We start from the raw sequence: 24,285 nt of genomic DNA, 5'->3' as shown, positions 1-24,285 counted from the left end.
TACAATCACGCCATGCACGTCCATCCCGATTTACCACGACCGGGCGCCCAACCGTCGCGCCGCCCCCTGCTGGAGCTTTCGCTGACCGGCCAGCCGCGCTCGTGGCAGGTGCGCGATCACCGCTACCGCTGCCATGGTTATGGCCGCGCCCACTGGGGCATGGAGCTTGCCGCCGCGGCCGCCCTGATCGCGGCGGAACATCCGCAGGCAAAGCATCTGCTGTGCCACGACATCGACCTGCTCAGCGGCGAGGAGCGGCTGGAACTGGCGTTGCCTGAGCTGCCGCCCGGTCCCGGCCCGGCGCGCCTGCGCTACATTTTCGCGCCCGAAGAACGGCGCCTGACCGAAGTGCATCTGTACTGGATCAGCGGTGGCGATCCGTCGTATGAACAGCGCTTGCCGCTGGTGCAGGCGGCCACGCGCCTGTGTGGTGAGCTGATGAGTTATCGCTGGTCCGGCCTCACTACCTTGCGCGGCGCGGTACGTGGACCGGGCGCCTTACTGCTGTTTTCCGGCTGCGACGAAGAGGGCGGCATGGTCGAGATCAGCCTCGATGGCGTGGCGCTTGATGTTGAGCGGCCGGGCAAGCCGGGGCGTCCGGAACACCGGCCGGCGCCGCGCGGGCCGGCTGCGCTCAGGCTGTCGTATCTGGCGGGACCCCGGGTGCGGACCAGTTGACGCAAGTGCTGCAAACTGTATGTGCATACAGTATAATTATGGCATGACGCTTACCGCACATACCGGATTTATCCTGACCCGTCACTGGCGCGACACGCCCAGCGGCACGGAGATCGATTTCTGGCTGGCGACGGACGCCGGCCCCAGGAAAGTCCGCCTGACCGCCCAGACTTCGGTGGCTTTTGCCGAGGCTTCCGTGCGTGCGGCCATCGAAGCGCAGATTGCCCAAGGGGCGGGCATCGAGCTGCGTGAACTCCAGCTCAAGACGTTTCAGCAGCAGCCCGTGGTGGGCGTCTATGCCTCGCGCTACAAGCAGCTGACGGCGCTGGAGCGCACGCTGCGCGACCATGGCATCAAACTGTACGAGGCCGACATCCGGCCGCCGGAACGCTACCTGATGGAGCGCTTCATCACCGCCTCGGTGCAGACCGAGGGCGGTCACGCCAGCGGCGCCGTCATCCACAACTGCAAGCTCAAGCCCGCGCCCGACTACCGGCCTACGCTCAAGATGGTATCGCTGGACATTGAAACCAGCGCCTACGAGGACCTGTATTCGATCGCGCTGCAGGGCTGCGGCCAGCGCCAGGTGTATATGCTGGGCGCAGCGCCGGAGCACGCGCCGGAACAGGATTTCGACCTTGAATACTGCGCCACGCCGCGCCAGCTCATCGAACGCCTGAACGCCTGGCTGGCGCGCCACGATCCCGATGTTGTCATCGGCTGGAATGTGGTGCAGTTCGACCTGCGCGTGCTGCAAAAGAACGCCGACAAGTACAAGGTGCCGCTGGCGTTCGGGCGTGAAGGCAAGGGCATCGAATGGCGTGAGCATCCGGGCAAGCAGGGTTATCTGTTTGCGCCGGTGCCGGGGCGCGTGGTGCTGGACGGTATCGATGCGCTCAAGGCCGCGTCATGGATATTCCCGTCCTACAGCCTGCAGAACGTGGCCCAGACCATGCTGGGCGAGGGCAAGGATATCGGCGACGACTACGACAAGATGGCGGAAATCGAGCGCCGCTTCCACGAAGACAAACCGGCGCTGGCGCTGTACAACCTCAAAGACTGCGAGCTGGTTACGCGCATCTTCGACAAGGCCAACCTGCTGGCCTTCATGATCGAGCGCGCCACCGTGACTGGCTTGCAGGCCGACCATCTGGGCGGTTCGATCGCCGCATTCAACCACCACTACCTGCCGCGCATGCACCGCGAAGGCTATGTCGCGCCCAACGTCGGCGACGTCAGCGGCGGCGCTTCGCCGGGCGGCTTTGTGATCGACTCCAAGCCTGGCCTGTACGATTCGGTAGTGGTGCTGGACTATAAAAGCCTGTACCCGTCCATCATCCGCACCTTCCTGGTCGATCCGGTGGGCCTGGTTGAAGGCGAAAACGCCAGCGACCCGGCTGACATTGTGCAAGGTGTCAACGGCACCGTGTTCTCGCGCGAGAAGCACTGCCTGCCCGCCATCACCACCGACATCTGGAAGCAGCGCGACGCCGCCAAGCGCGCGAAGAACGAGCCGCTGTCCACCGCGCTCAAGCTGCTCATGAATTCCTTCTGCGGCGTGCTGGGCGCCACCGAGTGCCGCTTCTTCAATCCGCGCCTGGTGTCGTCAGTGACGCTGCGCGGCCACCAGATGCTCAAGCAGACCCGCGAGCTGGTGGAGGCGCAAGGCTACGATGTCATCTACGGCGACACCGACTCCATCTTCATCTGGCTGAAAAAAGAATATCCCAACGATGAAGCGCTGGCGATCGGCGAGGGACTGGCGCAGCATATCAACAACTGGTGGCGCACCATGCTGAAGGAACAGCACGACCTGGAGTGCCATCTCGAAATCGAGTTCGATACGCACTATCAGAAGTTCTTCATGCCGACCATACGCGGCACCGACATGGGCAGCAAGAAGCGCTACGCCGGCCTGACCGTCAACAGCAAGGGCGAGGAAGAAGTGATCTACCGCGGCCTGGAAGTGGCGCGCAGCGACTGGACGCCGCTGGCGCAGCAGTTCCAGCAAGGCCTGTTCACGCGCATCTTCAAGGACGAGCCGTACCAGGAATACGTGCGCGAATATGCGCTGAATACCCTGGCCGGCGCCTACGACGATCTGCTGGTGTACCGCAAGCGCCTGCGCCAGCCGCTCGATGAGTACAAGGTCAACGTGCCGCCGCAAGTGCGCGCGGCGCGCATTGCCGATGAATACAACCAGTCGCAGCGCCGGCCGCTGCGCTACCAGAACGGCGGCTGGATCAGCTACGTGATGACCACGGGCGGGCCGGAACCGCTGGAGGTGGTGCGCTCGCACATCGACTACGAACATTATCTGACCAAGCAATTGCAGCCGATCGCCGACTCGATCCTGCTGCCCATGCACGACAGTTTTACCAACCTGACGACGGCGCAAGCCAGTCTTTTCTAAGGAGACGTGATGTACGAGTTCAAGAAACTGCACGATGGCAGCAAGTTGCTGATGCTGGCCAACGCCTGGGACGCGGGCAGTGCGCGCCTGTTTGAAAGCCTGGGCGCACCGGCCATCGCCACCACCAGTGCCGGCGTCGCATGGGCGCAGGGCTATGCGGACGGCGACTACATGCCGGCCGAAGTGGCGATCGGCGTGGCCATCAACATCGCGCGCGTCGTCAAGGTGCCGCTGTCGGTGGATTTTGAAAACGGCTATTCGGCCGAACCGGAGCAGGTGGCGCACAATGTGCTGCGCCTGATCGACGCTGGCGTGGCCGGCATCAATCTGGAGGACGGCGGCGACGCGCCGGCGCTGCTGGCGGCGAAGATCAGCGCCATCAAAAAGCTGGCGGCGCAGGCGGGCAAGGACATCTTTATCAACGCCCGCACCGATGTCTATCTGCGCGGCCTGGCGCCGGAGGGCGAGCGTGTCGCGGAAGTGCTCCGGCGCGCGGCGCTGTACAAGGAAGCGGGGACCGACGGCCTGTTCGTGCCGGGCATCAGCAAGGCCGATGAGATCAAAGCCGTGGTGGCTGGCGCAGGCTTGCCGGTGAATGTGATGGATGTCGCCGGTCTGCCATTGGTGGCCGAGTTGCAGCAATTGGGCGTGGCCCGCTTCAGCGCCGGTTCCGGCCTGGCGCAAGCCTTGTGGGCTGTGGCTGGCGGCATGACCAGGGACTTCCTCGCCACCGGCAATGCAGGGCCGCTGATCGCCCAGGCCATGCCTTACGGCGAATTGCAGGCCTTGTTCGTCAAGTCTTAAGCGTCTTTGAGCATGGCTGCCAGCGTGGCCATGTGCGTTTGCGCCGCCTTGTGTGCCGCCGCTTCCATCTTGCGGAACTGCGTCAGCACCGCCAGACCGGTTTCCGTGAGTTGCGCGCCGCCGCCATGCGAGCCGCCGGCGGCGCTGTGCACCAGCGGTTCGTGGAAGCAGCGGTTCATCACGTCCACCAGCAGCCATGCGCGGCGATAGGACATATTCATCGCGCGGGCGGCGCCGCTGATGGAGCCGGCATCGGCAATGGCTTCCAGCAGATCGGCTTTGCCGGGGCCGAAGGCCACGTCATCGTCGTGCAGGATACGGAGTTTGAGATTGAGTTCGGCAGGCATGGCGCCAGTATGCCGCATCCTCATTGAAAAAGCGTTATATATGAAATTACACAACCCTGGTGGCGTGCGCTGGCTTGATACGTTATATTTCAGTGTATATAACGTTCTGAGCGACCTGACCATGCCTTTTCTGCCCGTCCAGTCCGAGCCCACCTATGTCCACCGGATGCTGAATCTGCATCTGGACGCCTGCTGCACGCCGGACCAGGCACACAAGGCCGCGACCACGCCGCCGCCACGGCGCGCCCGGCTGGCGGAGCTGGACGCCAATCTGCATTGCTCCATCATTGGCACTTGTCTGACCACGGGCGAGCTGCGCAAGCTGGTGCCGCGCTACGCCACGCACCTGGACCGCAAGAGCGCCACCGACCTGGACATCCATCACACCGCAGTCGAGCTGTCGACAGCGGGCGAGGGCGCCGCCAAGGAATTGCACAAGGCGCTGGATGCGCGCCACGAACTGGCGATCAAGCGCTTCCGCCAGGCTGCGGACGACGACGAGCTGGCCGCCTTGTGGAGCGATGCGCTGGCGCATGGTGACGTTCCCGGCGCGTACTGGGCGCTGCTGACGCATCCACGGTGCAGCTACGAATTGCGCCGTCAGGCGTTCGGCGATGTGCACATGCTGTCGCATCTGGTGGGCGCATCCAACCGCGCCGACCTGCGCCGCCTGACGGCACTGGAAGAGGAATGCGTCCGCCTGCGTGAACAAACCACGGGCCAGCAGATCCGCCTGCAGGATCTGGGCGCGCAGCATCGCCAGGCCCAGGCAACCATCGATCAGCAGGCAACCGAGCTGGCGCAGTTGCGCGCGCAACTGGCCAGCCTGTGCGACGACAGCACGCGCGCCATCAACGATGAAGCGGTGCAGCTGCGCGCCGCACTGGCCAGCACCGAAGAACAGTTGTCGCTGCAAATCGTCCGCGGGGCGGCAGCGGAAACGCAGCACGAAGCCGCATCCGCCGCCCGCGAGGCCGCGCGCCGCGATGCCGAGCAGCTGCGGAGTGACGTGCAAGCTGCGCGTACGGAAGTGCTGGCGCTGGAACATACCCTGGCCCAATGGCTGGAGATCGAAGAGGCAAGCTTGCCGCAACTGCAAGGCCTGTGCGTGCTGTATGTGGGCGGCCGCGTGCAATCGAACCAGGTGCTGGCGCGGCTGGTTGCGGCCGCCGGCGGCGAGTTGCTGCTGCACGACGGCGGCCTCGAAGACCGCAAGGGCATGCTGGCCACACTGTTGCCACGAGCTCACATGGTGGTGTTCCCGGTGGATTTCATCAGCCACAACGCCATGCACGTCACCAGACAGCTGGCGGCCCGCGCCGGCATCCCCTGTCACCCGCTGCGCACGGCCAGCGTCGCCAGTTTTGTCGAACTCATGCAACGCGAGTTCAGCAATCAGCGATAGATTTGGTGACTTTCATAGAAACAAATAATCGCTAACCATTTGCTGGTCTGATATAACTGGGACGTCGCGCCCAGCCCCCGCGCATTTCGCATCACCGCCTACCTAAGGAGTTTGCAAAATGCGTGCCTTCCTCAATCTCCGCCTGTTCAACAAACTGCTGCTGTCGTTTGCCGTGGTGCTGGCCCTGAGCCTGGGGCTGGGCATCTTCTCGGTGGTGCAGCTGGCCCGCGTGAACCAGACCTCGACCGACCTGGAAACCAACTGGATGCCCAGCGTGCGCGTGCTGCTGGAGATGAAGTACGACATCTCGCGTTACCGCGCGCAGGAGTCACAACACCTGCTGTCGTCTAGCGAGGAGGATTGGGCCAAGTATGAAAAGCGCATGAATGAATACCTCGACAATCTGGCCAAGCACCGCGCCGAATACGAAAAGCTCATCTCCGAGCCGGAAGAGCGCGCAGGCTATGCGGAGTTCGGCCGCCAGTGGGATGAATACCGTGCGATGAGTATCGAAATCCTGAAACTGTCGCGCCAGCAGAAGCTTGAAGAGGGCAAGGCTATCCTGCGCGGCAAAGCCTCCACGTTGTTTAATGCGGCAGCGGCAGTGCTGGAAAAACTCTCCAAGGTCAACATTGATGGCGGCATCAGGGCCAGTGAGCAAGGCAACGCGCTGTACGCATCGGCGCGCTGGTGGATCATGGGGATTCTTGCCGTCTGCATCGCGCTGGGGGCGGTGCAGGCGGTGTGGATTTCCGGCCTGATTTCGCGTCCGCTGGTAAACGCCGTGCACATCGCGCAGACCGTCGCCGCCGGGAATCTGACCAGCAAAATCGAAGTCAGCACCACTGACGAAACGGGGCAGCTGCTGCTGGCGTTGAAGGAGATGAACGACAACCTGCAGAGCATCGTCGGCCAGGTGCGGCAGGGGACCGATGTCATCTCCACTGCGGCCAGCGAAATCGCCACCGGCAATCTGGATCTGTCGGCGCGCACCGAGCAGCAAGCCAGCTCGCTCGAGGAAACCGCGTCGTCGATGGAAGAGATGACCTCCACCGTCAAGCAGAACAGCGACAACGCACGCCGCGCCAATGAGCTCGCGCATTCGGCGTCCGGCATCGCCATCCAGGGCGGCGATGTGGTGTCGCAGGTGGTTGAGACCATGGGCTCGATCAACGCGTCGTCGTCCAAGATCGTCGATATCATTGGCGTCATTGACGGCATCGCGTTCCAGACCAATATCCTGGCGCTGAACGCGGCGGTGGAAGCGGCGCGGGCCGGCGAGCAGGGACGCGGCTTTGCTGTCGTCGCCAGCGAGGTGCGCAATCTGGCGCAGCGTTCGGCCAGCGCCGCCAAGGAAATCAAGAGCCTGATTACCGATTCCGCCGCCAAGGTGGAGACCGGCAGCAAGCTGGTGCAGCAGGCCGGCAAGACCATGGATGAAGTGGTGGCCAGCGTCAAGATGGTGTCCGACATCGTGGCGGAGATCACGACTGCCGGCAAGGAGCAAGAAGTCGGCATCGAGCAGATCAACCAGGCGATTTCGGAGATGGACACGGTTACGCAGCAGAACGCCGCGCTGGTCGAGCAGGCGGCTGCGGCATCGGCCTCGATGCAGGAGCAGGCCGAGAATCTGGCGCGCGTGGTCAGCATCTTCACGCTGGACAGCGGTGCGGCGCGGCCGGCACTGGCGCGCACACCGCGCCCGCAACTGGCGCAGCAGGCCAGTGCCCAGCTGGCAGTGGTGCGCCAGCCGGCGGTGAAAGCCAAGGCTGCGGCAGGAGCGGACTGGGAAGAGTTCTAAGCGTACCGCCGACGGCTGCTGCGGGTAAAATGCATCGCATCGTTACCCGTGGAGCAGCCGTCTATGCAGGAGCAGGAGCACCGTATCGCCACGCAGCATGGCCAGTTATATGCGCGCAGCTGGACGCCAGCCGGAGAAGCAGGCGCGCCCATCATCCTGTTTCACGATTCGCTGGGTTGTGTCGCACTATGGCGTGATTTTCCTGCCGCGCTGGCCGCGCGTACCGGCCGCAAAGTGATTGCCTACGACCGCTTCGGTTTCGGCCAGTCGGCGCCGCATCCCGGTGAATGGTCGATTCATTTCATCCGCGATGAAGCACGCCTGTATTTCTCCTTGCTGCGCAGCGCACTGGCCATCGGCCGCTTTGTCGCTTTTGGCTACAGCGTCGGCGGCGGCATTGCCGTGCAGTGCGCGGCCATGTATGCGGATGCGTGCGAGGCGCTCGTCACCATGTCCGCCCAGGCCTGGGTGGACCAGGGCATCACCGACGGCGTACGCCAGGCGCAGGCCGCGTTTGCCGATGCGGGACAACTGGAACGGCTGGCCCGCTACCACGGTGCACAGGCGCACTGGGTGCTGCACGTCTGGATTGACACCTGGCTGTCGGCGGAGTTTTCCGCGTGGCGTATCGGACAGGATGCCGACGGTATCCGTTGCCCGATGCTGGTCATTCACGGCGACCGCGACGAATACGGCTCGCTGGAACACCCGCGCCACATCGCAAGCCTGAGCAGCGCCGGCGGCGAAGTCCTGATACTCCCCGGCTGCCACCACATGCCGCAGCGCGAGTACCCCGAACTGGTGCTGGCCGCCGTGCAGCGCTTCCTGCGGGATCAGGCGAAGTGAATCCGCTTGCGGTTCTCGGTCGGCTGCATCACGTGATCGAGCGGCAGCACGTGGGTGTGTTTGATCTTGCGTAGCGTGACGGTGGACTTGACCTGCGCCACGCCGGGAATGCGCAGGATCTTCTCCGTCATGAATCTCGACAGCGCCGCCAGGTCCGGCGCCACCACGCGCAGCAGATAGTCGGAGCGGCCGGCCAGCGTGTAGCACTCCATCACTTCCGGCATCTCTTCCACAGCTGTCTCGAAACGCACGCTGGCCGAGTTGCTATGGTGGTCCAGCGAAACTTCCGTAAAGGCCATCACATCCAGCCCCACAGCCACCGGTTCGATGATGGCCGCATAGTGGTCGATCACGCCCGCTTCCTGCATGCGCAGCACGCGCCGGCTGACCTGGGAGGTGGACAGGTGTATCTTATTCCCCAGCGCGCTATTGGTGGCCTGGCCATCGCGCTGGAGCTCTGTCAATAGCTGTAAGTCAAATTTGTCGATGGTGATAACCGTCATGTGCATCTCCAGGCTGTTTTGTGAGAATTTTGTGCATAAATTATACAAAACTGCGCGTATTGCGGTTACTTTTATCGCGTTTTGAACGTTAAGCTGTCCCTGTTTTTCTACCAAAAAGAATCAGGAGATATGATGTTTCAGCACGTTGAAGCATTTGCTGGGGACCCTATCCTCACGCTGAACGAACAATTCGCCGCCGACCCGCGTCAGGACAAGGTCAACCTGAGCATCGGCGTGTATCTGAACGAGCAGCAGCGCATTCCGCTGATGGGCGCCGTGGCCGCCGCAGAGGAGCGCCTGGCGCAATCGTTCCACCCGCATCCCTACCTGCCCATGGCCGGCTCGCCAAGCTACCGCGAACATGCGCGCCGCCTGGTGTTTGGCGTGCAGGCAGGCGAGCCGCTGGCCGACCGTGTGGCCACCATCCAGACGCTGGGCGGTTCCGGCGCGCTGAAAGTGGGCGGCGACTTCCTCAAGGCCTGGTTCCCGCAGGCGAAGGTGTGGGTCAGCGATCCAACCTGGGACAATCACAAGGGCATCTTCGGCGGCGCTGGCTTTGAAGTCGGCACCTATCCTTACTACTCGCGCGAAACCCATGGCGTCAATTTCGACGGCATGCTGGCCGCACTGCGCGCGCTGCCGGCTGGCGACGTGGTCGTGCTGCACGCCTGCTGCCACAACCCGACCGGCGCTGACCTGAGCCTGCAACAGTGGCACGACCTGGCCAAGGTGGTGCAGGAACGTGGCCTGCTGCCGTTCTTCGACATCGCCTACCAGGGCTTCGGCGAAGGCATCAACGAAGACGCTTACGCCATCCGCTACTTCGCGCAGCAGGGCATTCCGCTGCTGGTGGCCGGTTCGTACTCGAAAAACTTCGCCATCTACGGCGAGCGTTGCGGCTCGCTGCACGTCGCCTGCAAGGACGCGGACGATGCCGCCAAGGTGTTCGGCCAGCTGCAATCGGCCGTGCGCAAGATCTACTCCAACCCGCCAGGCTACGGCGCCCGCATCATCAGCACCGTGCTGGATGACGCCCAGCTGCGCGCCCAGTGGGAAGAAGAACTGACCGCCATGCGCGTGCGGATGAAGCAGATCCGCGCTGAACTGTATGCACAGCTGAAGGCCAAGCTGCCGGGCGGCGATTTCGAATACCTGCGCGTCCAGCAGGGCATGTTCAGCTACACCGGTCTGCCGGTAGAGCAGATCCGCAAGCTGCGCAATGAGCATGGCGTGTACCTGATCGAATCGGGCCGCATGTGCCTGGCCGCGCTGACCAGCGTGGGCGTAACGCCAGTGGCGAACGCCATGGTCAAAGTCATCACGGAGGTGTGAGATGCAAAAACTCGAACTGTCCCAACTGCCCGCCAGGCTGGTCACCGTGCCAGCGTGGGCGATTGCCGGCGACGCGCTGTCGATCAGCCGTGAATTCGTGTTTGCGGATTTCGTGGAAGCCTTTGCCTTCATGAGTGCCGTGGCGCTGCAGTCGGAAAAGCGCAACCATCATCCTGAGTGGAGCAACGTCTACAACAAGGTCCGCATCACCTGGACCACGCACGACGCCAGCGGCCTGACGCAAAACGATTTCGACATGGCGCTCGCCTGCGACGCCGCTGCCAGGGGATTCGGCCATGCACCTGTCTGACCTGCCTCCTGGCCAGCGCGACGACTGGACCATCGACCAGCAGTGGGACCGCTACACGCCGGAGCAGCACCAGGTCTGGGCCACGCTGTTCGAGCGCCAGACCAAGCTGCTGGAAGGCCGCGCCTGCGATGAATTCCTGGCCGGCATGCGCGCACTGCCGATCGCCCCGGACAAGATTCCCGACTTCCGCCAGCTCAGCGCCGTACTGAAACAGCACACCGGCTGGGAAGTGGTGGCCGTGCCTGGCCTGGTGCCGGATGAAGTGTTCTTCGAACACCTGGCCAATCGCCGCTTCCCTGCGGGGCAGTTCATCCGCGAAGCCAGCCAGCTCGATTACCTGCAAGAGCCGGACGTGTTCCACGACGTCTTCGGCCACGTGCCGCTGCTGATGAACCCCATCATCGCCGACTACATCCAGGCCTATGGCGTGGGCGGCTTGCGCGCGAAAGAGAAGGGCGTGCTGGATCTGCTGGCGCGCGTCTACTGGTACACCGTGGAATTCGGCCTGGTGGAACAGAAGGATGGCCTGCGCCTGTACGGCGCCGGCATCGTGTCCTCGTACACCGAATCGATTTTTGCACTGGATGATCCGTCGCCGAACCGTGTGCGCTTCGACCTGCCGCGCGTGATGCAGACCGACTACCGCATCGACGACTTCCAGGAAACCTATTTCGTCATCCGTCATCTCGACGAACTGCTGCAACTGGCGCACACCGATTTCGCGCCGCTGTATGAACAGGTAGCACAACGGCCGGTCCTCCAGCCGGGCACCATTCTGCCGCAAGACCAGCTGGTCCACCGTGGCATCGGCACCTATCACAACGCTAAACGATAATTTTAAAGAGGAAAAGAAAATGGCAGACTTGTTTGAAAATCCTATGGGCCTGATGGGCTTTGAATTCGTTGAATTCGCATCGCCGGTACCGGGCCTGCTGGAAAACATCTTCGCGCAACTGGGCTTCACCAAGGTCGCGGTGCACCGCTCCAAGAAGGTTGACCTGTACCGCCAGGGCGGCATCAACTTCATCGTCAACAATGAGCCTAACAGCCCGGCTGCCTACTTCGCCGCTGAACATGGCCCGTCGGCTTGCGGCATGGCTTTCCGCGTGCGCAATGCGCACCAGGCCTACGCCCGCGCGCTGGAACTGGGCGCACGAGCGGTGGACACCCAGACCGGCCCGATGGAACTGCGTCTGCCAGCCATCAAAGGCATCGGCGGCGCACCGCTGTACCTGATCGACCGCTTTGAAGAAGGCAGCTCCATCTACGACATCGACTTCGAATTCATCGAAGGCGTGGAACGCAATCCAGTGGGCCACGGCCTGCAGATCATCGACCACCTGACCCACAATGTCTACCGTGGCCGCATGAGCTACTGGGCATCGTTCTACGAGCGCCTGTTCAACTTCAAAGAGATCCGCTACTTCGACATCAAGGGCGAGTACACCGGCCTGACCTCGCGCGCGATGACCGCGCCGGACGGCATGATCCGCATTCCGCTGAACGAAGAAGGCAAGGCAGGCGGCGGCCAGATCGAGGAATTCCTGATGCAGTTCAATGGCGAAGGCATCCAGCACATCGCGCTGCTGACCGAAGACCTGATCAGCACCGTCGACCGTCTGCGCGCTGCCGGCGTACCGCTGATGACCGCGCCGCCAGAGACCTACTATGAAATGCTGGATGGCCGCGTACCAGGCCACGGCGAAAACGCTGCGGAACTGAAAGCACGCGGCCTGCTGCTGGATGGTAACGTGGTTGACGGCAAACCGCGCCTGCTGCTGCAGATCTTCTCCGAGACCCAACTGGGTCCGGTGTTCTTCGAATTCATCCAGCGCAAAGGCGACGATGGCTTCGGCGAAGGCAACTTCAAAGCTCTGTTCGAATCCATCGAGCGCGACCAGCTGCGCCGTGGCGTGATTCAGGAAACCGCAGCAGCCTAAGCAAACCGTCATTCCCGCTTGCGCGGGAATGACTTCGTCAGGCCGGAGACGGCAGCTTTTTCTGCGGATCGGCGGCAATCAGATCATCCAGCGTGCGCTCGGTCAGTACCGTGGTGGCGCTGGAGACTGAATTCAACAAGGTCATGACCTTGCCCGCGTTATCGCGCACCAGACCATCCACGTCGCTCAGATAGCCCGCCATCACCAGCGAGATATCTTCCTTGTTCTGCGACTTGCGCAGATCCTCCACCAGCGCGTTATTCCGCGTCAGCAGGCTTTGCAGCACTTCCTTCTGCTGCGCCACCAGATCCGTCGACAGGCCAAACGGCAAGGCCAGCAGGTTTTGCGCCGAGATGGCGGCACCTGGCGGTTGCAGCAGGTCCAGCTGCGTGTGCAGCAGCTTGGTGCCGGCTTCGGCTTGCCAGTCGCGCCACTGGTTGAACACCGCCAGCGTGGACTTGACGATCTGCGCGAACTGCGACTGCGCGGTGGTCACGGCGGTTTTGCCAAAATCGAATGAAGACAATGCGGTAGTAGTCATGACGGTTCCTTTATTGTGAGTCGGACGAAGCAAGCGCAGGGCGCGGCTGGCCCAGGCGTTTGAGCATGGCCATGATGGCTTTCATCTGTGGCGCATTCTGGGTGTAGAAATCCTTGTGCTGCTGATCTTCGCTGGAGTAGCCCCAGAAGTCCCAGCAGCCTTTGGGATTCGGCGGGATGCCGTTGGATTTGTGGACTTGCGGGTAAAGGATAATCAGCTTGTTGGTATCGGCGAATTCGTTGTAGCCGGTACCGCTGTAGAAACGCTTGCCAATCACGGTCGCACCTTGCTCGCAGCCGTGGAGCGCCACATGGATGGCACAGGCGGTGCGCTGGCATACCGAGGGAATGTAGGCATAGGCGTCCGGGTCCATGCTGGTGCGCGTCCCTTGCACAAACTCGCCCTGATTGAAACGCAGTATCGCTTGCGATGGCGTGGCCGCAGGCGCCTGCACATTGGGGCCGTAGATATGTGCTAGCAGCACTTGCGATTGCTTGAAGCCGCAGTCGTTTATGTAAGGCGATTGGGTATCAGGGCAGGCCAGGTCGGATGGATTATCGGTGACGATAGAGTGCCCGGCATCCGTCTGGTTGTCGTAGATGATGTTCCCGGGGCGCGCGCCGGCCAGGCTGTAATACTTCGGCACCTCGTTTACCACCATCGTCTTGACGGTAGTGTCGTTGGAGCCACTGAACACATACACGTGCTGGCGTGCCAGATTGCTGACCGGGTCGATCAGGCCCTTTCTCTCGAAGCGGATCGCGTTGGCCCAGGATGCCGTGGCGTTGGCCGTCACTGCACGGGATGCTGGACGCATGCACGTGGTCGTGGCGTTTTGCAGATAGTCGATCGAAGGGTAAGTGCCGGCACAGTAGTACGGCCCCGCAGCGATCACGCCGACTCCCATGAAAGTGGCGGAGTAGGCGGTCGCCAGTTGCGCGGCCATGAAGCCGCCGGACGAGATGCCGGACACCGACACCTGTGTGAGATCCGCCCCCATGGCGGGCAGCGGTTGAGAGTCCGCTCGTGCCGCATGCGGCAGCAAAGCGAGTAAGACGACAAGACCCAGCCTGGACATGATATCCCCTCGTTTGGACGTGGTTTATTTAATAACTACGCCAAAAAGTGTAGCAGGATAAAATGACAGGAATTCTACAAAATACTCACAAAATCAAAAGTTAACTCTTTGATTTATATAACTTTATTTCCCGTGTGGATAGTGAGGTTACTGGTAGTCCACACCCTTGCCCCAGCGGTCCTCCCAGTGGCGGAGGTAAGCACGGGCAAGCTGGGTGTCGTTCCACACAACGAGCACATTTTCGCTATTGCTCAGCGCCGCATCCTGGGTGTAATTGAAGCTGCCGTTTTGCACCGTATGGTCGTCTGCGACGATGTATTTATCGTGGTGTAGTGCATACACCGACACCGTGCGGACCGGAATACCCGCCTGCACCAGTTGGCGCAGCGCAGCGAGATTGATCTTCTTTTGATTGCGGCGGTAGTCCGCCAGCACCTTGACGTCCACGCCGCGCTGCCTGGCTTTCAGCAGCGCCTGCGTGACGGCCGGCGAACTGAATGAATAGGCGGCGAGACGGAGCGTCGTGACCGACGTATCAATCACCTTGAGCACCAGCGCTTCCGCGCCGGCGTCCGGCGAGAATGCGCTTTCGATCAATGGCGGCTGCGGCACTGGCGCCGCCTGTGCGGCGGACGCCAATGCCATGGCCACGCTGAACATGATGGTGAACCTGGTCACGAAGACTGCTCCATAAACGCCACGATGTCAGCGATTATGGCTCAAAAGCTGATGACCATGCCGAGATCGAAGGAACGGCCATACCCAGGCAACGGGCGCAATGCGCCTTTGTTCACCTTCATGCCAGACAGGTACACACCGCCCATCGGATCAGCATACTGCTTGTCGAACAGGTTGCTGACGCCGGCCGACAGCTGCACATTCTTCTGCACCTGATAGCTGGTGCGCAGATTCAGCAGCGCATAGCCTGCAGTCTCGGGTTCCAGGCGGCGCGCATCGACATTGTCCTTGTGCGCGACCAGTCTGGTTTCGATCTGGCTGGTCCACGCGCCTTGTTGATACTCCAGTGCCAGCAAGGCATTCAGTGGCATGATGTGATACAGGTCGCCACCGTCGTTGCGCTTGCCGCGTGTGTAGGCCGCGTTACCGGTGAACTTCAATGCGCTGACCGGCACGCTCCACGACAGATTAGCGCCATACAGCCTGGCGTCATGGTTGGCGAATTGCAGCAGCGCGCCACGTGCGTTCATCGCCATGTAGGGATTGAACTGTCCCAGCACATCGACGTCGATGTAATCCTTCACCCGGTTGTAGTAGGGATTGAGCTTGACGAACCAGCTGTCCGGTTGCGCGCCATGCCAGTGCGCGGTGAAGCCCAGCGTATAAGCCGTCTCCGGTTTCAGGTCGATGTTGCCGACGTAGCCGTTGCCATCGCCGAACCAGTTGGTCATGGTCATCGCCATGGTGCCGCGTCCCCACGAGTAGCGCTCATACAGATTGGGCGAACGGGTCTTGCGTGCTGCCGCCAGCTCGTAGCTGGTGTTGGCGTTGGCTTCAAAGCGGCCCATCGCGGTCAGATCGAGATTGCTGTCGCGCTGATGGCGGTCGCGCGCGTTGAAGGCTTTAGCGGCTTTGGCGTCCGCCGCATTCATCATATTGTCCGCGTAGGGTTGAACATCGCCCGCATCCATACGCACCGATTCCCAGCGCGCGCCGAGCAGCGAGGTCCATTGCGCATTGTGCTGCGTTTCAGCCTCGCCATACAAGGCCACGCGGTCACGCTTGCCGTCGTTGATGTTCATATAGGTCTGTGGTCCCATCATCATGGAACCTGGAATGCCGGGCCAGAAGTCGTCCAGGTGGAAGCTGTGATATTCCTGTCCCACGCGTAGTTTGCTGTTGTCCGCCAGCGGCAGGCTGGCTTTCAACGTGTAGCCGGAATTGCGGCCGTGCGTCACCATCGGCATCATGCCAGTGCGCTCGGGCGAGAAGAAACCCATTTCGTGATCGGTCTTCTGCCAATAGGCTGCCGCATCCAGCTCGCCCCAGCCGAACTTGCCCACATAGGCCAGGTTGGCGTAGCGGCCGGTGTTGTCGGTCATGTCCATGTACTGGTTAGGAAAACCTTGATACGGAATGTGCTGGGTGCCGACGCGCACCGTCACCTGCTGGTCCTGGCGACGCAATGCCAGCACCGCAGACTGGTTGATGCTCTCATACAGGCTGCCCAGTACCCGATTGCCGTCGCCGTCTTCGTAGCTATGGCCGCGCGCATAGGCCGCGTTGTAGCCGAAGCTCATTGTGTCGCTGGCAATTGCCGCCGAGACGCCGCTGTTGATGACCTGGCCGTTGCTGCGGCCATTCAGCGACAGCTTGCCGCTGGTGCGCAGGCTGTCCGGCGTGTTGGCAAATACCGGTGCGACGGATTTGACGTTGATGCTGCCGCCGATGCTGTCGCCACCGGCGCTGACGGAGGTGACGCCCGCCAGCACGTCAATGCGGCTTACCTGGCTCGGATCGATGTACGACAGCGGCGCGTTCATGTGGTTGGCGCAGGCCGACGTGATCTCCATGCCGTCAATGCGGATCTTGAGGCGGTCGTCGCCCAGGCCATTCACGTACGGCAGGCCGGACACGCCGCCGCCTGCCGCCACGCTGTAGCCAGGCGTGTCGCTGAGCAGTTGCGCTGCATCGCTGGCGCCGTTCTGGCGCGGCTGCCAGCTGCTGGCCAGCGCGGAGACAATCACTTTATAGCGTGGCTCGGTATTCGGATCAATGGTTTGAGCGTGCGTGTTCAGGGATACGCCGGCAGCAGCCAGGCACAGGGAGATGTAGAGCGGTTTCATTTTGTGTTCTTTTTAAAAGTGATGCGCGAGCGCAGACTGCTGCGCAGCGATCAGCGCCGCGCAGGCATGTAAAACAGGAATGGGAAAACGATCAGGCCAGGAAAGGCGGCGCGCGCGGGTTGGACGCAGACCAGGTGTGCTGGGACTGCGGTGCGCTGTAGAACAGGGGAGGGTAGATATCGCGGCCGGCGTGACGTGCCAGCGCTATCGCAGAAGCGGTGGGGAGTGCATCCGTACCACCGTGGACAGTGCAGAAGGCGCAATGCTCCATGCCATGCTTGGCGGTGGTGGGCGCCTTGCCGTCATCGCTGCCGTTGACGGTACACATTTCCAGCATGCTGACTGGATTGCTGGCGGCGACAGCATGGGAGACTGTCGGTGCGAGTACGCTGAACAGGATGGCCAGCAAGGCAATCCATGTATGCAGCAGTTGTCGCTTGGTCAGGGAGATCATGGCAGCATTATAAGGCAGACGAAAAAAACATGGATTTAGACGCTTGAACGCTATATATTTTTAGCCTTCATTCAACGGCATACAAGGGCGAGCGTTTTGACTGGTTTTAAGAACGAGCAGCAGTCCACCCTCATCGGCATGGCCGCCATCCTGATGTGGAGCGCTTCGCTGGGCCTGTTCCGCAGCATCTCGGAAGTCTTTGGCCCGGTCGGCGGCGCTGCACTGATCTTTACCACGAGCGGCGTGCTTGGTGCATTGATACTCGGCCTGCCCAAGCTGCGCGAATTGCCGCCCATGTATCTGTTCGGCTGCGGTACGCTGTTCATCGCGTATGAGATCGCGCTGGCCTTGTCTGTCGGCCTTGCGCATGACAGGCATCAGGCGATTGAACTCGGCATGATTAACTACCTGTGGCCCAGCCTGACCGTGCTGCTGGCCGTGGTCACACGCGTTCAGCGCGGGTCCTGGTTGATGGCGCCGGCGATCGCGCTGTGCTTTGCCGGTATCGCCTGGGTCATCAAGAGCGATGGCGAGCTGTCTGCTCAACTGCTGTGGCGCCATGTGCAGAGCAATCCGGTTGCGTATGGACTGGCGTTTGCAGCAGCGTTTCTGTGGGCCGCCTACTCCGTCATGACGCGCCGCTTTGGCAGCGGCAAGAACGCCGTGCCGCTGTTCCTGCTGTTGACAGCAACAGCGCTGTGGATCAGGTACAGCATCAGCAATGAGCCTGCGCTGGTCATGAACTACAGCGGCGCGGCGCAGGTGCTGCTGCTGGGCGCACTCACCGCGACCGCATACTCGTGCTGGAACTACGGCATCCAGCATGGCAACCTGACCGTGCTGGCAACCGTGTCGTACTTCACGCCGGTGCTGTCTGCGACCTTGACCAGTTTATGGCTGGGCATACGGCCAGGCGCCAGCTTCTTCTACGGCGTGGTCATGGTGACGGCCGGTTCGCTGATCTGCCTGTGGGCGACGCGTTTGAAAAAATAGACGGGAAGGCGCGTTGCGGACAGTCGTTGCGTTCGCAGACCTTGCAGCCGTTGCCGATGGGCGTGGCGACGTCGGGTGCGCTCAGGTCCAGGCCTTTGGCGTAGACCATGCGGTGGGCCTGGCTGATGTCGCAGCCCAGCGCGATGGCGAACGATTTACCGGGCGCCATGAAGCCGGCCGGACCGCTGTGTACCTGCCGCGCGATCCAGAGGTGGGTGCTGCCGTCTGGCATGCGCGCCACCTGCCGTAATACCTGTCCCGGATGGCTGAATGCCTCGTACACCACCCACAGCGGACAGGTGCCGCCGGCACGCGAGAAGTGAAACGCCGCCGCCGACTGCCGCTTGGAGATATTCCCCGCCCGGTCCACGCGGACGAAGAACACGGGCAGGCCCGCGTAGCCGGGCCGCTGCATGGTGCTCAGGCGATGGCACACGGCCTCGAAGCCGACGCCGAAGTGCTGCGCCAGCAGTTCGATATCGTAGCGGCAGTCTTCGGCCGCTTGCAGGAAGCGCCGGTAGGGCAGGCGCACCGCGCCGGCAAAGTAATTCGACAGCGCCAGCCGTGCGCTGTCGCGCGCCGTTTCGGAAAACGCCGCAGCCTGCACCAGCGCCTGCACCGTGTCCGCATGTTCCAGCAGGCCCAGTTGTGCCGCCATCTGGAAAGCTTGCTGGCTTTCGGTCAGCGCCTGCGGCAGCCAGAGGATTTTCTTGTCCTCGTCATACAGGCGGCGACCACGGGCCGGACCACTGTCTTCCGACGGCAGCACGGTAACGCCATGCTGCTCCAGCCGCGCACGTAGCGCGCTGGCGCTGCTGTCGCCTATCTGCTCGGCAGGGCGGTCCAGTTCATCGATGTAGTTCTGGCGCTGGTTCAGGTAGTCGCGCACTTCCTCATCGACGGATGGCGGCGCCAGGCTGATACCACGGTTGCCGTCATCGAACTGCGATTCCAGCGCCGCCGCGCGCTCGGCCGCCATGTGGTAGCGGCTTTGCAGTTGCAGCACCGCGCGCGCCACGCCGGGCATGTTCTCCACCAGTTTTTTAATTTCGGTCAGCGAGGTATCCGCTTCCGGCAGTTCGCTGAACGCGTCACGCAGGTCGGCCACCAGCGCCGCGCTGTCGTGTTCCGAAAAGATCTGCGGATCGACGCCGAGCACCGCACCCACGCGCAGCAGGATGGCCACCGTGAGCGGTCGCTGGTTGCGCTCGATCTGGTTCAGATAGCTGGGCGAGATGCTCAGCATGGCCGCCAGCGCGGCCTGGGTCAGCTTGCGCTCCTCGCGCAGGCGTTGCAGTCGCACGCCCATGAAAACTTTCGACATCTTCGCAACCTTTGCAAATTCGCGCCGCAATCTTCGCAATTTCTCGCATTTTTACGCCTATGCAGCGTATCCCGTTAAGCGAATAATGCAAAGAAATAGCAAAAACCGCAAGCTTTCGGTTCGATTACTTTTCGATTACTCAGAAGGAGACCGTGATGACCCAGGCTGTTCCTACCGTACCGTTGCTGATTAATGGCGAATGGGTTGAATCCCGTTCCACCGTCTGGCGCGACGTCGTCAACCCTGCGTCGCAGGAAGTGCTGGCGCGCGTGCCATTCGCAACCGCCGATGAAGTGGCGCAGGCCGTATCGGCGGCGCAGCGCGCGTTCAAAACCTGGCGCAAGACGCCGATCGGCACCCGTGCCCGTATCTTCCTCAAGTACCAGCAGCTGATCCGCGAGAACATGGCCGACCTGGCCGCCACGCTGACGGCCGAACAAGGCAAGACGCTGCTGGATGCGGAAGGCGATGTGTTCCGCGGCCTGGAGGTGGTGGAGCACGCGGCCAACATCGGCAGTCTGCAAATGGGCGAGTTCGCGCAGAACGTGGCCAGCGGCGTCGATACCTACAGCGTGCTGCAGCCGCTGGGTGTCTGTGCCGGTATCACGCCATTCAATTTCCCGGCCATGATCCCGCTGTGGATGTTCCCCATGGCGATCGCCTGCGGTAACACCTTTGTGCTCAAGCCTTCCGAACAGGATCCGCTGGTGACGGTCAAGCTGGTACGCCTGGCGCTGCAGGCTGGTATTCCGGCCGGGGTGCTGAACGTGGTGCACGGTGGCGAGGATGTGGTCAATGCGCTGTGCGACCATCCGGACATCAGGGCGGTGTCCTTCGTCGGCTCCAGCCATGTCGGCAAACACGTCTACCAGCGCGCGACGCTGGCCGGCAAGCGCGCGCAGTGCATGATGGGCGCGAAGAACCATGCCGTGGTGCTGCCGGATGCGAACAAGGAGCAGACCATCAATCAGCTGCTGGGCGCAGGCTTTGGTGCGGCAGGCCAGCGCTGCATGGCGGCCTCGGTCGCGGTGCTGGTTGGCGAGGCGCGCGCGTGGCTGCCGGAACTGGCGGAAAAAGCCACAGCCTTGAAAGTCGGCGCCGGCAAGGACAATCCGGACCTCGGTCCGGTAGTGTCGTGCGCCGCCAAGGAACGCGTGCTGTCGCTGATCGCCAAGGGTGTGGAGCAGGGTGCCAGGCTGGTGCTGGATGGCCGCAACATCAAGGTCGATGGCTACCCGGACGGCAATTTCATCGCACCGACGATACTGGCCAGCGTCAAGCCTGGCATGGCGGTCTACGACCAGGAGATCTTTGGTCCGGTGCTGGTGGTCGTGGAAGCGGACACGCTGGACGACGCCATCGCCTTGGTCAACGCCAACCCGAATGGCAACGGCGTGGCGTTGTTCACGCAGAGCGGCGCCGCTGCGCGCAAGTTCCAGGAGGATATCGACGTCGGCCAGGTTGGCATCAACGTGCCGATTCCAGTGCCAGTACCGCTGTTCAGCTTTACCGGCTCGCGCGGTTCCAAGCTGGGCGACCTGGGACCGTACGGCAAACAGGTGGTGCTGTTCTACACGCAGACGCAGACCATCACCCAGCGCTGGTTTGCCGATGCCGCATCGGTGGGCCAGGTCAACACCACCATCAGCCTGAAGTAAATCATGGACTTCGCGCTCAACGACGAGCAGCGCGCGTTTCAACAAGCCGCGCGCGACTTTGCCGAAGGCGAGCTGGCGCCGCATGCCGCCGGCTGGGATGCGGAAAGCGTGTTCTCGCGCGAGGCGCTGGCCAAGGCGGGCGAACTGGGATTCTGCGGCCTGTACACGCCGGAGCATTTCGGCGGCCTTGGCCTGACACGGCTGGACGCCTCGGTGATTTTCGAGGAACTGGCAGGCGGTTGCACTTCCACTGCGGCCTATCTGTCGATCCACAATATGGCAACCTGGATGGTGTCACGCTGGGGTACGCAGGCGCTGTGCGGGCAATGGGTGGCGCGGCTGGCCGCAGGGGAAGCATTGGCCAGCTATTGCCTCACCGAGCCGCAGGCCGGATCGGATGCAGCTTCGCTGCGCACACGCGCTGAACGTCAGGGCGACCATTACATCATCAATGGCAGCAAGGCCTTCATCTCCGGCGCAGGCAGCACGGATCTGCTGGTGGTGATGGCGCGTACCGGCGAAGCTGGCGCTGGCGGCATCTCCGCGCTGGCCGTTCCCGCCGATACGCCCGGCATCAGTTTCGGCAAGAACGAAGAGAAGATGGGCTGGAAAAGCCAGCCTACCCGCACCATTCACTTCGACCACGTCGCCGTCCCGGTGAGTCACCGCCTGGGCGAGGAAGGACAGGGCTTTGCAATTGCCATGAAGGGGCTGGATGGTGGCCGCATCAACATCGCTGCCTGCTCGGTCGGTACGGCGCAGGCGGCGCTGGCGCGCGCCGGCAACCATATGAAAGAACGCGCGCAGTTCGGGCGCGAACTGGCGCAGTTCCAGGCGCTGCAGTTCAAGCTGGCCGACATGGTGACGGAACTGGTCGCCGCGCGCCAGATGGTGCGGCTGGCGGCATGGAAGCTGGACCAGGAAAATCCGGACGCCAGCGTGTTCTGCGCCATGGCCAAACGCTTCGCGACCGACACCGGCTTCAACGTCGCCAACGATGCGCTGCAGCTACACGGTGGCTATGGCTACATCCGCGAATATCCGCTGGAGCGCCATGTGCGCGACACGCGGGTGCATCAAATCCTTGAGGGTACCAACGAAATCATGCGCGTGATCGTGGGCAGGGCTATCCTGCGCGACGGCGCTACGGAGACTTTAAAATGAAATCAAGCTACGCCAATCTGCAAGTTGAACGACGCCAGCATACCGCCATCATCACGCTGGACAACCCACCCGCGCACACCTGGACGCTGGACAGCCTGGCCGCACTGGCCGAACTGGTGACAGACCTGAATGCCGAGCGCGATATCTACGCGTTGGTGGTTACCGGCAGCGGCAGCAAATTCTTCTCTGCCGGTGCGGATCTGAAATTGTTTGCCGACGGTGACAAGGCGGTGGCGCGCGCCATGGCCCAGCGCTTCGGCCAGGCGTTTGAAGCGCTGGCCGGCTTCCGTGGCGTCAGCATCGCCGCCATCAACGGCTATGCCATGGGTGGCGGCCTGGAATGTGCGCTGGCCTGCGACATCCGCATCGCCGAAGAGCATGCGCAGATGGCGCTGCCGGAAGCGACGGTCGGCCTGCTGCCATGCGCGGGCGGCAGCCAGCGCCTGTCCTGGCTGGTCGGCGAAGGCTGGGCCAAACGCATGATCCTGTGCGGCGAACGTATCGATGCTCAGCGCGCATTGTCCATCGGCCTGGTGGAAGAAGTCGTCGCCAGCGGCGGCGCACTGGAAGCGGCACTGGCCCTGGCAGAAAAAGCTGCGCGCCAGAGCCCGAGCAGCGTCGCGGCCTGCAAGACGCTCATCGATGGCGCACGCACGCTGCCGCCGCAGCACATGCTGCCGCTGGAGCGCGAACGCTTTGTCGACCTGTTCGATACGCAGGACCAGAAAGAAGGTGTACAGGCCTTCCTCGAAAAACGTACTGCGGAGTGGCGCAATGCCTGACATGAACCCTGACGCTCCGGTACTACTCGAACAGCGTGCCGGCAACGGTGGTCTGCGCGTCGGCATTGCGACGCTGAATGCGCCGGCCAGCCTGCATGCGCTCACGCTGGACATGATACGCACGCTGTACATCGCCCTGCGCGACTGGGCCTCCGACCCGGCCATCGCTTGCGTGGTGCTGCAGTCCAGCACCGACAAGGCTTTTTGCGCAGGCGGCGACGTGCGCAGCCTGCGCAATGCCATCCTGGAAGCGCCGCAGGCCATGCCGAACCCGGAGGCGCTGGCCTTCTTTAGCGAAGAGTACCGGCTGGACCATCTGATACATGTGTATCCCAAGCCGATTGTGGTGTGGGGCGGCGGGATTGTCATGGGCGGCGGGCTTGGCCTGCTGGCGGGCGCCAGCCATCGCGTGATGACGCCGACCACGCGCATCGCCATGCCGGAAATTACCATCGGCCTGTTCCCGGATGTGGGCGGCAGCTGGTTCCTGCCGCGCATGCCCGGCCGCACAGGTCTGTTCCTTGGCCTGACTGGCGCCGCGCTGAACGCACACGACGCGCTGTTCACAGGGCTGGGCGACTACTTCATCGCGCAAGAGCAGCGCAACGAGGTTATCGCCGCGCTGTGTGACGCCGATTGGCGTGATGATGCACACAGCGTCGCCGACAAGGTGCTGCGCCGCGCCAGCCTGAGTGCGGACGCGTTGCCGGAGTCTGAAGTGCGCCGGCATTACGACATCATCAACGCGCTCACCTGCGCGCGCAAGCTGGAGGACGTCGTCACCGCCATCAAGACTTACGATGGCGATGCGGTGTGGCTGCAACGCGCAGCGGCCGCGCTGGCCAAAGGGGCGCCGTCGTCGATTGCACTGGTGTGGGAGTTGCAGCGGCGCGCGCGGCATCTGAGTCTGGGCGACGTGTTCCGCATGGAGCTGGTCGTCGCATTGCACTGCTGCGCCCACGCAGATTTCGCCGAGGGGGTACGCGCGCTGCTGGTTGAGAAAGACAATCAGCCGAAATGGGCACCACTGAAAAACATCGAAGAATATTTCGCATCGCCGTGGCAGCAGCATCCACTGGCCGATCTGCGCTAAAAAAAGGAGACAACC

General features: G+C 62.5%; 23 protein-coding genes. 15 read left to right on the top strand and 8 right to left on the bottom strand.

Annotated elements, in window-relative coordinates; all coding sequences use genetic code 11:
• The first annotated feature begins 12 nt into the window (after positions 1–12).
• The 3 genes from BUA36_RS12765 to BUA36_RS12755 are packed head-to-tail and all read left to right on the top strand — an operon-like array spanning position 13 to position 3,895.
• Positions 13–678, top strand: a complete 666-nt coding sequence (locus tag BUA36_RS12765) for a hypothetical protein (protein ID WP_072785031.1) — start codon at positions 13–15, stop codon at positions 676–678.
• A 43-nt stretch (positions 679–721) separates the two neighbouring features.
• Positions 722–3,091, top strand: a complete 2,370-nt coding sequence (locus BUA36_RS12760) for a DNA polymerase II (protein ID WP_072785475.1) — start codon at positions 722–724, stop codon at positions 3,089–3,091.
• A gap of 9 nt (positions 3,092–3,100) precedes the next feature.
• Complete coding sequence (locus tag BUA36_RS12755) at positions 3,101–3,895, top strand: isocitrate lyase/PEP mutase family protein (RefSeq protein WP_072785030.1); 795 nt, start codon at positions 3,101–3,103, stop codon at positions 3,893–3,895.
• Here BUA36_RS12755 and BUA36_RS12750 read toward each other — a convergent pair.
• Positions 3,892–4,242: a winged helix-turn-helix domain-containing protein gene (locus tag BUA36_RS12750; protein ID WP_072785029.1), complete on the bottom strand. Its 351-nt coding sequence runs from the start codon at positions 4,240–4,242 to the stop codon at positions 3,892–3,894. The two genes, BUA36_RS12755 and BUA36_RS12750, sit on opposite strands and share 4 nt — an antisense overlap.
• A gap of 121 nt (positions 4,243–4,363) precedes the next feature.
• Between BUA36_RS12750 and BUA36_RS12745 the strand changes: the two genes are divergently transcribed.
• From BUA36_RS12745 to BUA36_RS12735, 3 genes are all read left to right on the top strand, one after another.
• Positions 4,364–5,647 carry a DUF2325 domain-containing protein gene (locus tag BUA36_RS12745; protein ID WP_167544289.1) on the top strand — a complete coding sequence of 428 codons (1,284 nt, stop codon included), beginning with the start codon at positions 4,364–4,366 and terminating at the stop codon, positions 5,645–5,647.
• Between the two features lie 118 nt (positions 5,648–5,765).
• On the top strand, positions 5,766–7,448 hold the full coding sequence (locus BUA36_RS31540) for a methyl-accepting chemotaxis protein (protein WP_072785027.1): 1,683 nt from the start codon (positions 5,766–5,768) through the stop codon (positions 7,446–7,448).
• 63 nt (positions 7,449–7,511) lie between these two features.
• The gene (locus BUA36_RS12735) at positions 7,512–8,294 is read left to right on the top strand and encodes an alpha/beta fold hydrolase (RefSeq protein WP_072785026.1); all 783 of its coding nucleotides are present in this window, start codon (positions 7,512–7,514) and stop codon (positions 8,292–8,294) included.
• On the opposite strand, the gene BUA36_RS12730 is transcribed toward BUA36_RS12735, so the two are convergent.
• Positions 8,282–8,797 (bottom strand): Lrp/AsnC family transcriptional regulator, encoded by a 516-nt coding sequence (locus BUA36_RS12730; protein ID WP_072785025.1) that lies wholly within the window; start codon positions 8,795–8,797, stop codon positions 8,282–8,284. The genes BUA36_RS12735 and BUA36_RS12730 overlap by 13 nt on opposite strands.
• Positions 8,798–8,929: 132 nt before the next feature.
• Between BUA36_RS12730 and BUA36_RS12725 the strand changes: the two genes are divergently transcribed.
• Genes BUA36_RS12725 through hppD form a run of 4 tightly spaced genes read left to right on the top strand, consistent with a single transcriptional unit; the run spans position 8,930 to position 12,379 of the window.
• Positions 8,930–10,129, top strand: coding sequence for an amino acid aminotransferase (locus tag BUA36_RS12725; RefSeq protein ID WP_072785024.1), 1,200 nt, complete (start codon positions 8,930–8,932; stop codon positions 10,127–10,129).
• Position 10,130: 1 nt separating this feature from the next.
• Positions 10,131–10,439: a 4a-hydroxytetrahydrobiopterin dehydratase gene (locus tag BUA36_RS12720; RefSeq protein ID WP_072785023.1), complete on the top strand. Its 309-nt coding sequence runs from the start codon at positions 10,131–10,133 to the stop codon at positions 10,437–10,439.
• Complete coding sequence (gene phhA, locus BUA36_RS12715) at positions 10,426–11,274, top strand: phenylalanine 4-monooxygenase (RefSeq protein WP_072785021.1); 849 nt, start codon at positions 10,426–10,428, stop codon at positions 11,272–11,274. The genes BUA36_RS12720 and phhA overlap by 14 nt, the downstream gene beginning before the upstream one ends.
• Before the next feature lie 19 nt (positions 11,275–11,293).
• Positions 11,294–12,379 (top strand): 4-hydroxyphenylpyruvate dioxygenase, encoded by a 1,086-nt coding sequence (gene hppD / locus BUA36_RS12710; protein ID WP_072785019.1) that lies wholly within the window; start codon positions 11,294–11,296, stop codon positions 12,377–12,379.
• A 37-nt stretch (positions 12,380–12,416) separates the two neighbouring features.
• On the opposite strand, the gene BUA36_RS12705 is transcribed toward hppD, so the two are convergent.
• The 5 genes from BUA36_RS12705 to BUA36_RS12685 all read right to left on the bottom strand — a co-directional run bounded on the left by BUA36_RS12705 (position 12,417) and on the right by BUA36_RS12685 (position 17,256).
• The gene (locus tag BUA36_RS12705; RefSeq protein ID WP_072785017.1) at positions 12,417–12,920 is read right to left on the bottom strand and encodes a hypothetical protein; all 504 of its coding nucleotides are present in this window, start codon (positions 12,918–12,920) and stop codon (positions 12,417–12,419) included.
• A gap of 10 nt (positions 12,921–12,930) precedes the next feature.
• Entirely contained in the window at positions 12,931–13,920 is a 990-nt protein-coding gene (locus BUA36_RS12700) for an extracellular catalytic domain type 2 short-chain-length polyhydroxyalkanoate depolymerase (protein ID WP_167544288.1), read from the bottom strand.
• A gap of 225 nt (positions 13,921–14,145) precedes the next feature.
• On the bottom strand, positions 14,146–14,676 hold the full coding sequence (locus BUA36_RS12695) for a phospholipase D family nuclease (protein ID WP_229255694.1): 531 nt from the start codon (positions 14,674–14,676) through the stop codon (positions 14,146–14,148).
• A gap of 41 nt (positions 14,677–14,717) precedes the next feature.
• Positions 14,718–16,802 carry a TonB-dependent receptor gene (locus BUA36_RS12690; RefSeq protein WP_072785013.1) on the bottom strand — a complete coding sequence of 695 codons (2,085 nt, stop codon included), beginning with the start codon at positions 16,800–16,802 and terminating at the stop codon, positions 14,718–14,720.
• Positions 16,803–16,893: 91 nt separating this feature from the next.
• The gene (locus tag BUA36_RS12685) at positions 16,894–17,256 is read right to left on the bottom strand and encodes a DUF2946 domain-containing protein (protein ID WP_072785011.1); all 363 of its coding nucleotides are present in this window, start codon (positions 17,254–17,256) and stop codon (positions 16,894–16,896) included.
• A gap of 96 nt (positions 17,257–17,352) precedes the next feature.
• Between BUA36_RS12685 and yddG the strand changes: the two genes are divergently transcribed.
• Positions 17,353–18,249, top strand: a complete 897-nt coding sequence (gene yddG / locus BUA36_RS12680) for an aromatic amino acid DMT transporter YddG (RefSeq protein ID WP_208861888.1) — start codon at positions 17,353–17,355, stop codon at positions 18,247–18,249.
• On the opposite strand, the gene BUA36_RS12675 is transcribed toward yddG, so the two are convergent.
• Positions 18,194–19,573 carry a short-chain fatty acyl-CoA regulator family protein gene (locus BUA36_RS12675; RefSeq protein WP_072785471.1) on the bottom strand — a complete coding sequence of 460 codons (1,380 nt, stop codon included), beginning with the start codon at positions 19,571–19,573 and terminating at the stop codon, positions 18,194–18,196. The two genes, yddG and BUA36_RS12675, sit on opposite strands and share 56 nt — an antisense overlap.
• A gap of 155 nt (positions 19,574–19,728) precedes the next feature.
• Here BUA36_RS12675 and BUA36_RS12670 point away from each other — a divergent pair, with 155 nt between their 5' ends.
• The 4 genes from BUA36_RS12670 to BUA36_RS12655 are packed head-to-tail and all read left to right on the top strand — an operon-like array spanning position 19,729 to position 24,270.
• Entirely contained in the window at positions 19,729–21,231 is a 1,503-nt protein-coding gene (locus BUA36_RS12670) for a CoA-acylating methylmalonate-semialdehyde dehydrogenase (RefSeq protein WP_072785007.1), read from the top strand.
• 3 nt (positions 21,232–21,234) lie between these two features.
• The gene (locus BUA36_RS12665) at positions 21,235–22,395 is read left to right on the top strand and encodes an acyl-CoA dehydrogenase family protein (protein WP_072785005.1); all 1,161 of its coding nucleotides are present in this window, start codon (positions 21,235–21,237) and stop codon (positions 22,393–22,395) included.
• On the top strand, positions 22,392–23,177 hold the full coding sequence (locus BUA36_RS12660) for an enoyl-CoA hydratase (protein WP_072785003.1): 786 nt from the start codon (positions 22,392–22,394) through the stop codon (positions 23,175–23,177). The genes BUA36_RS12665 and BUA36_RS12660 overlap by 4 nt, the downstream gene beginning before the upstream one ends.
• A gap of 1 nt (position 23,178) precedes the next feature.
• Positions 23,179–24,270, top strand: a complete 1,092-nt coding sequence (locus BUA36_RS12655; RefSeq protein WP_139260555.1) for an enoyl-CoA hydratase/isomerase family protein — start codon at positions 23,179–23,181, stop codon at positions 24,268–24,270.
• Positions 24,271–24,285 lie beyond the last annotated feature (15 nt).

Source organism: Duganella sacchari (genome assembly GCF_900143065.1).
In the GTDB taxonomy this organism is placed as follows: Bacteria; Pseudomonadota; Gammaproteobacteria; order Burkholderiales; family Burkholderiaceae_D; genus Rugamonas; species Rugamonas sacchari.
Note: the sequence above shows the minus strand (reverse complement) of the source record. Positions and strands in the feature narration are given on the sequence as shown.

What these genes read in the sequence shown, in the direction of transcription:
- BUA36_RS12760 (WP_072785475.1), top strand. Translation starts at nt 722, where the DNA reads ATGACGCTTACCGCACATACCGGATTTATCCTGACCCGTCACTGGCGC.
- BUA36_RS12660 (WP_072785003.1), top strand. Translation starts at nt 22,392, where the DNA reads ATGAAATCAAGCTACGCCAATCTGCAAGTTGAACGACGCCAGCATACC.
- BUA36_RS12670 (WP_072785007.1), top strand. Translation starts at nt 19,729, where the DNA reads ATGACCCAGGCTGTTCCTACCGTACCGTTGCTGATTAATGGCGAATGG.
- BUA36_RS12765 (WP_072785031.1), top strand. Translation starts at nt 13, where the DNA reads ATGCACGTCCATCCCGATTTACCACGACCGGGCGCCCAACCGTCGCGC.
- BUA36_RS12705 (WP_072785017.1), bottom strand. Translation starts at nt 12,920, where the DNA reads ATGACTACTACCGCATTGTCTTCATTCGATTTTGGCAAAACCGCCGTG.
- BUA36_RS12700 (WP_167544288.1), bottom strand. Translation starts at nt 13,920, where the DNA reads ATGGGGGCGGATCTCACACAGGTGTCGGTGTCCGGCATCTCGTCCGGC.
- BUA36_RS12665 (WP_072785005.1), top strand. Translation starts at nt 21,235, where the DNA reads ATGGACTTCGCGCTCAACGACGAGCAGCGCGCGTTTCAACAAGCCGCG.
- phhA (WP_072785021.1), top strand. Translation starts at nt 10,426, where the DNA reads ATGCACCTGTCTGACCTGCCTCCTGGCCAGCGCGACGACTGGACCATC.
- BUA36_RS12690 (WP_072785013.1), bottom strand. Translation starts at nt 16,802, where the DNA reads ATGAAACCGCTCTACATCTCCCTGTGCCTGGCTGCTGCCGGCGTATCC.
- BUA36_RS12675 (WP_072785471.1), bottom strand. Translation starts at nt 19,573, where the DNA reads ATGTCGAAAGTTTTCATGGGCGTGCGACTGCAACGCCTGCGCGAGGAG.
- hppD (WP_072785019.1), top strand. Translation starts at nt 11,294, where the DNA reads ATGGCAGACTTGTTTGAAAATCCTATGGGCCTGATGGGCTTTGAATTC.
- BUA36_RS31540 (WP_072785027.1), top strand. Translation starts at nt 5,766, where the DNA reads ATGCGTGCCTTCCTCAATCTCCGCCTGTTCAACAAACTGCTGCTGTCG.
- BUA36_RS12720 (WP_072785023.1), top strand. Translation starts at nt 10,131, where the DNA reads ATGCAAAAACTCGAACTGTCCCAACTGCCCGCCAGGCTGGTCACCGTG.
- BUA36_RS12730 (WP_072785025.1), bottom strand. Translation starts at nt 8,797, where the DNA reads ATGACGGTTATCACCATCGACAAATTTGACTTACAGCTATTGACAGAG.
- BUA36_RS12750 (WP_072785029.1), bottom strand. Translation starts at nt 4,242, where the DNA reads ATGCCTGCCGAACTCAATCTCAAACTCCGTATCCTGCACGACGATGAC.
- BUA36_RS12685 (WP_072785011.1), bottom strand. Translation starts at nt 17,256, where the DNA reads ATGATCTCCCTGACCAAGCGACAACTGCTGCATACATGGATTGCCTTG.
- BUA36_RS12745 (WP_167544289.1), top strand. Translation starts at nt 4,364, where the DNA reads ATGCCTTTTCTGCCCGTCCAGTCCGAGCCCACCTATGTCCACCGGATG.
- BUA36_RS12735 (WP_072785026.1), top strand. Translation starts at nt 7,512, where the DNA reads ATGCAGGAGCAGGAGCACCGTATCGCCACGCAGCATGGCCAGTTATAT.
- BUA36_RS12755 (WP_072785030.1), top strand. Translation starts at nt 3,101, where the DNA reads ATGTACGAGTTCAAGAAACTGCACGATGGCAGCAAGTTGCTGATGCTG.
- BUA36_RS12725 (WP_072785024.1), top strand. Translation starts at nt 8,930, where the DNA reads ATGTTTCAGCACGTTGAAGCATTTGCTGGGGACCCTATCCTCACGCTG.
- BUA36_RS12655 (WP_139260555.1), top strand. Translation starts at nt 23,179, where the DNA reads ATGAACCCTGACGCTCCGGTACTACTCGAACAGCGTGCCGGCAACGGT.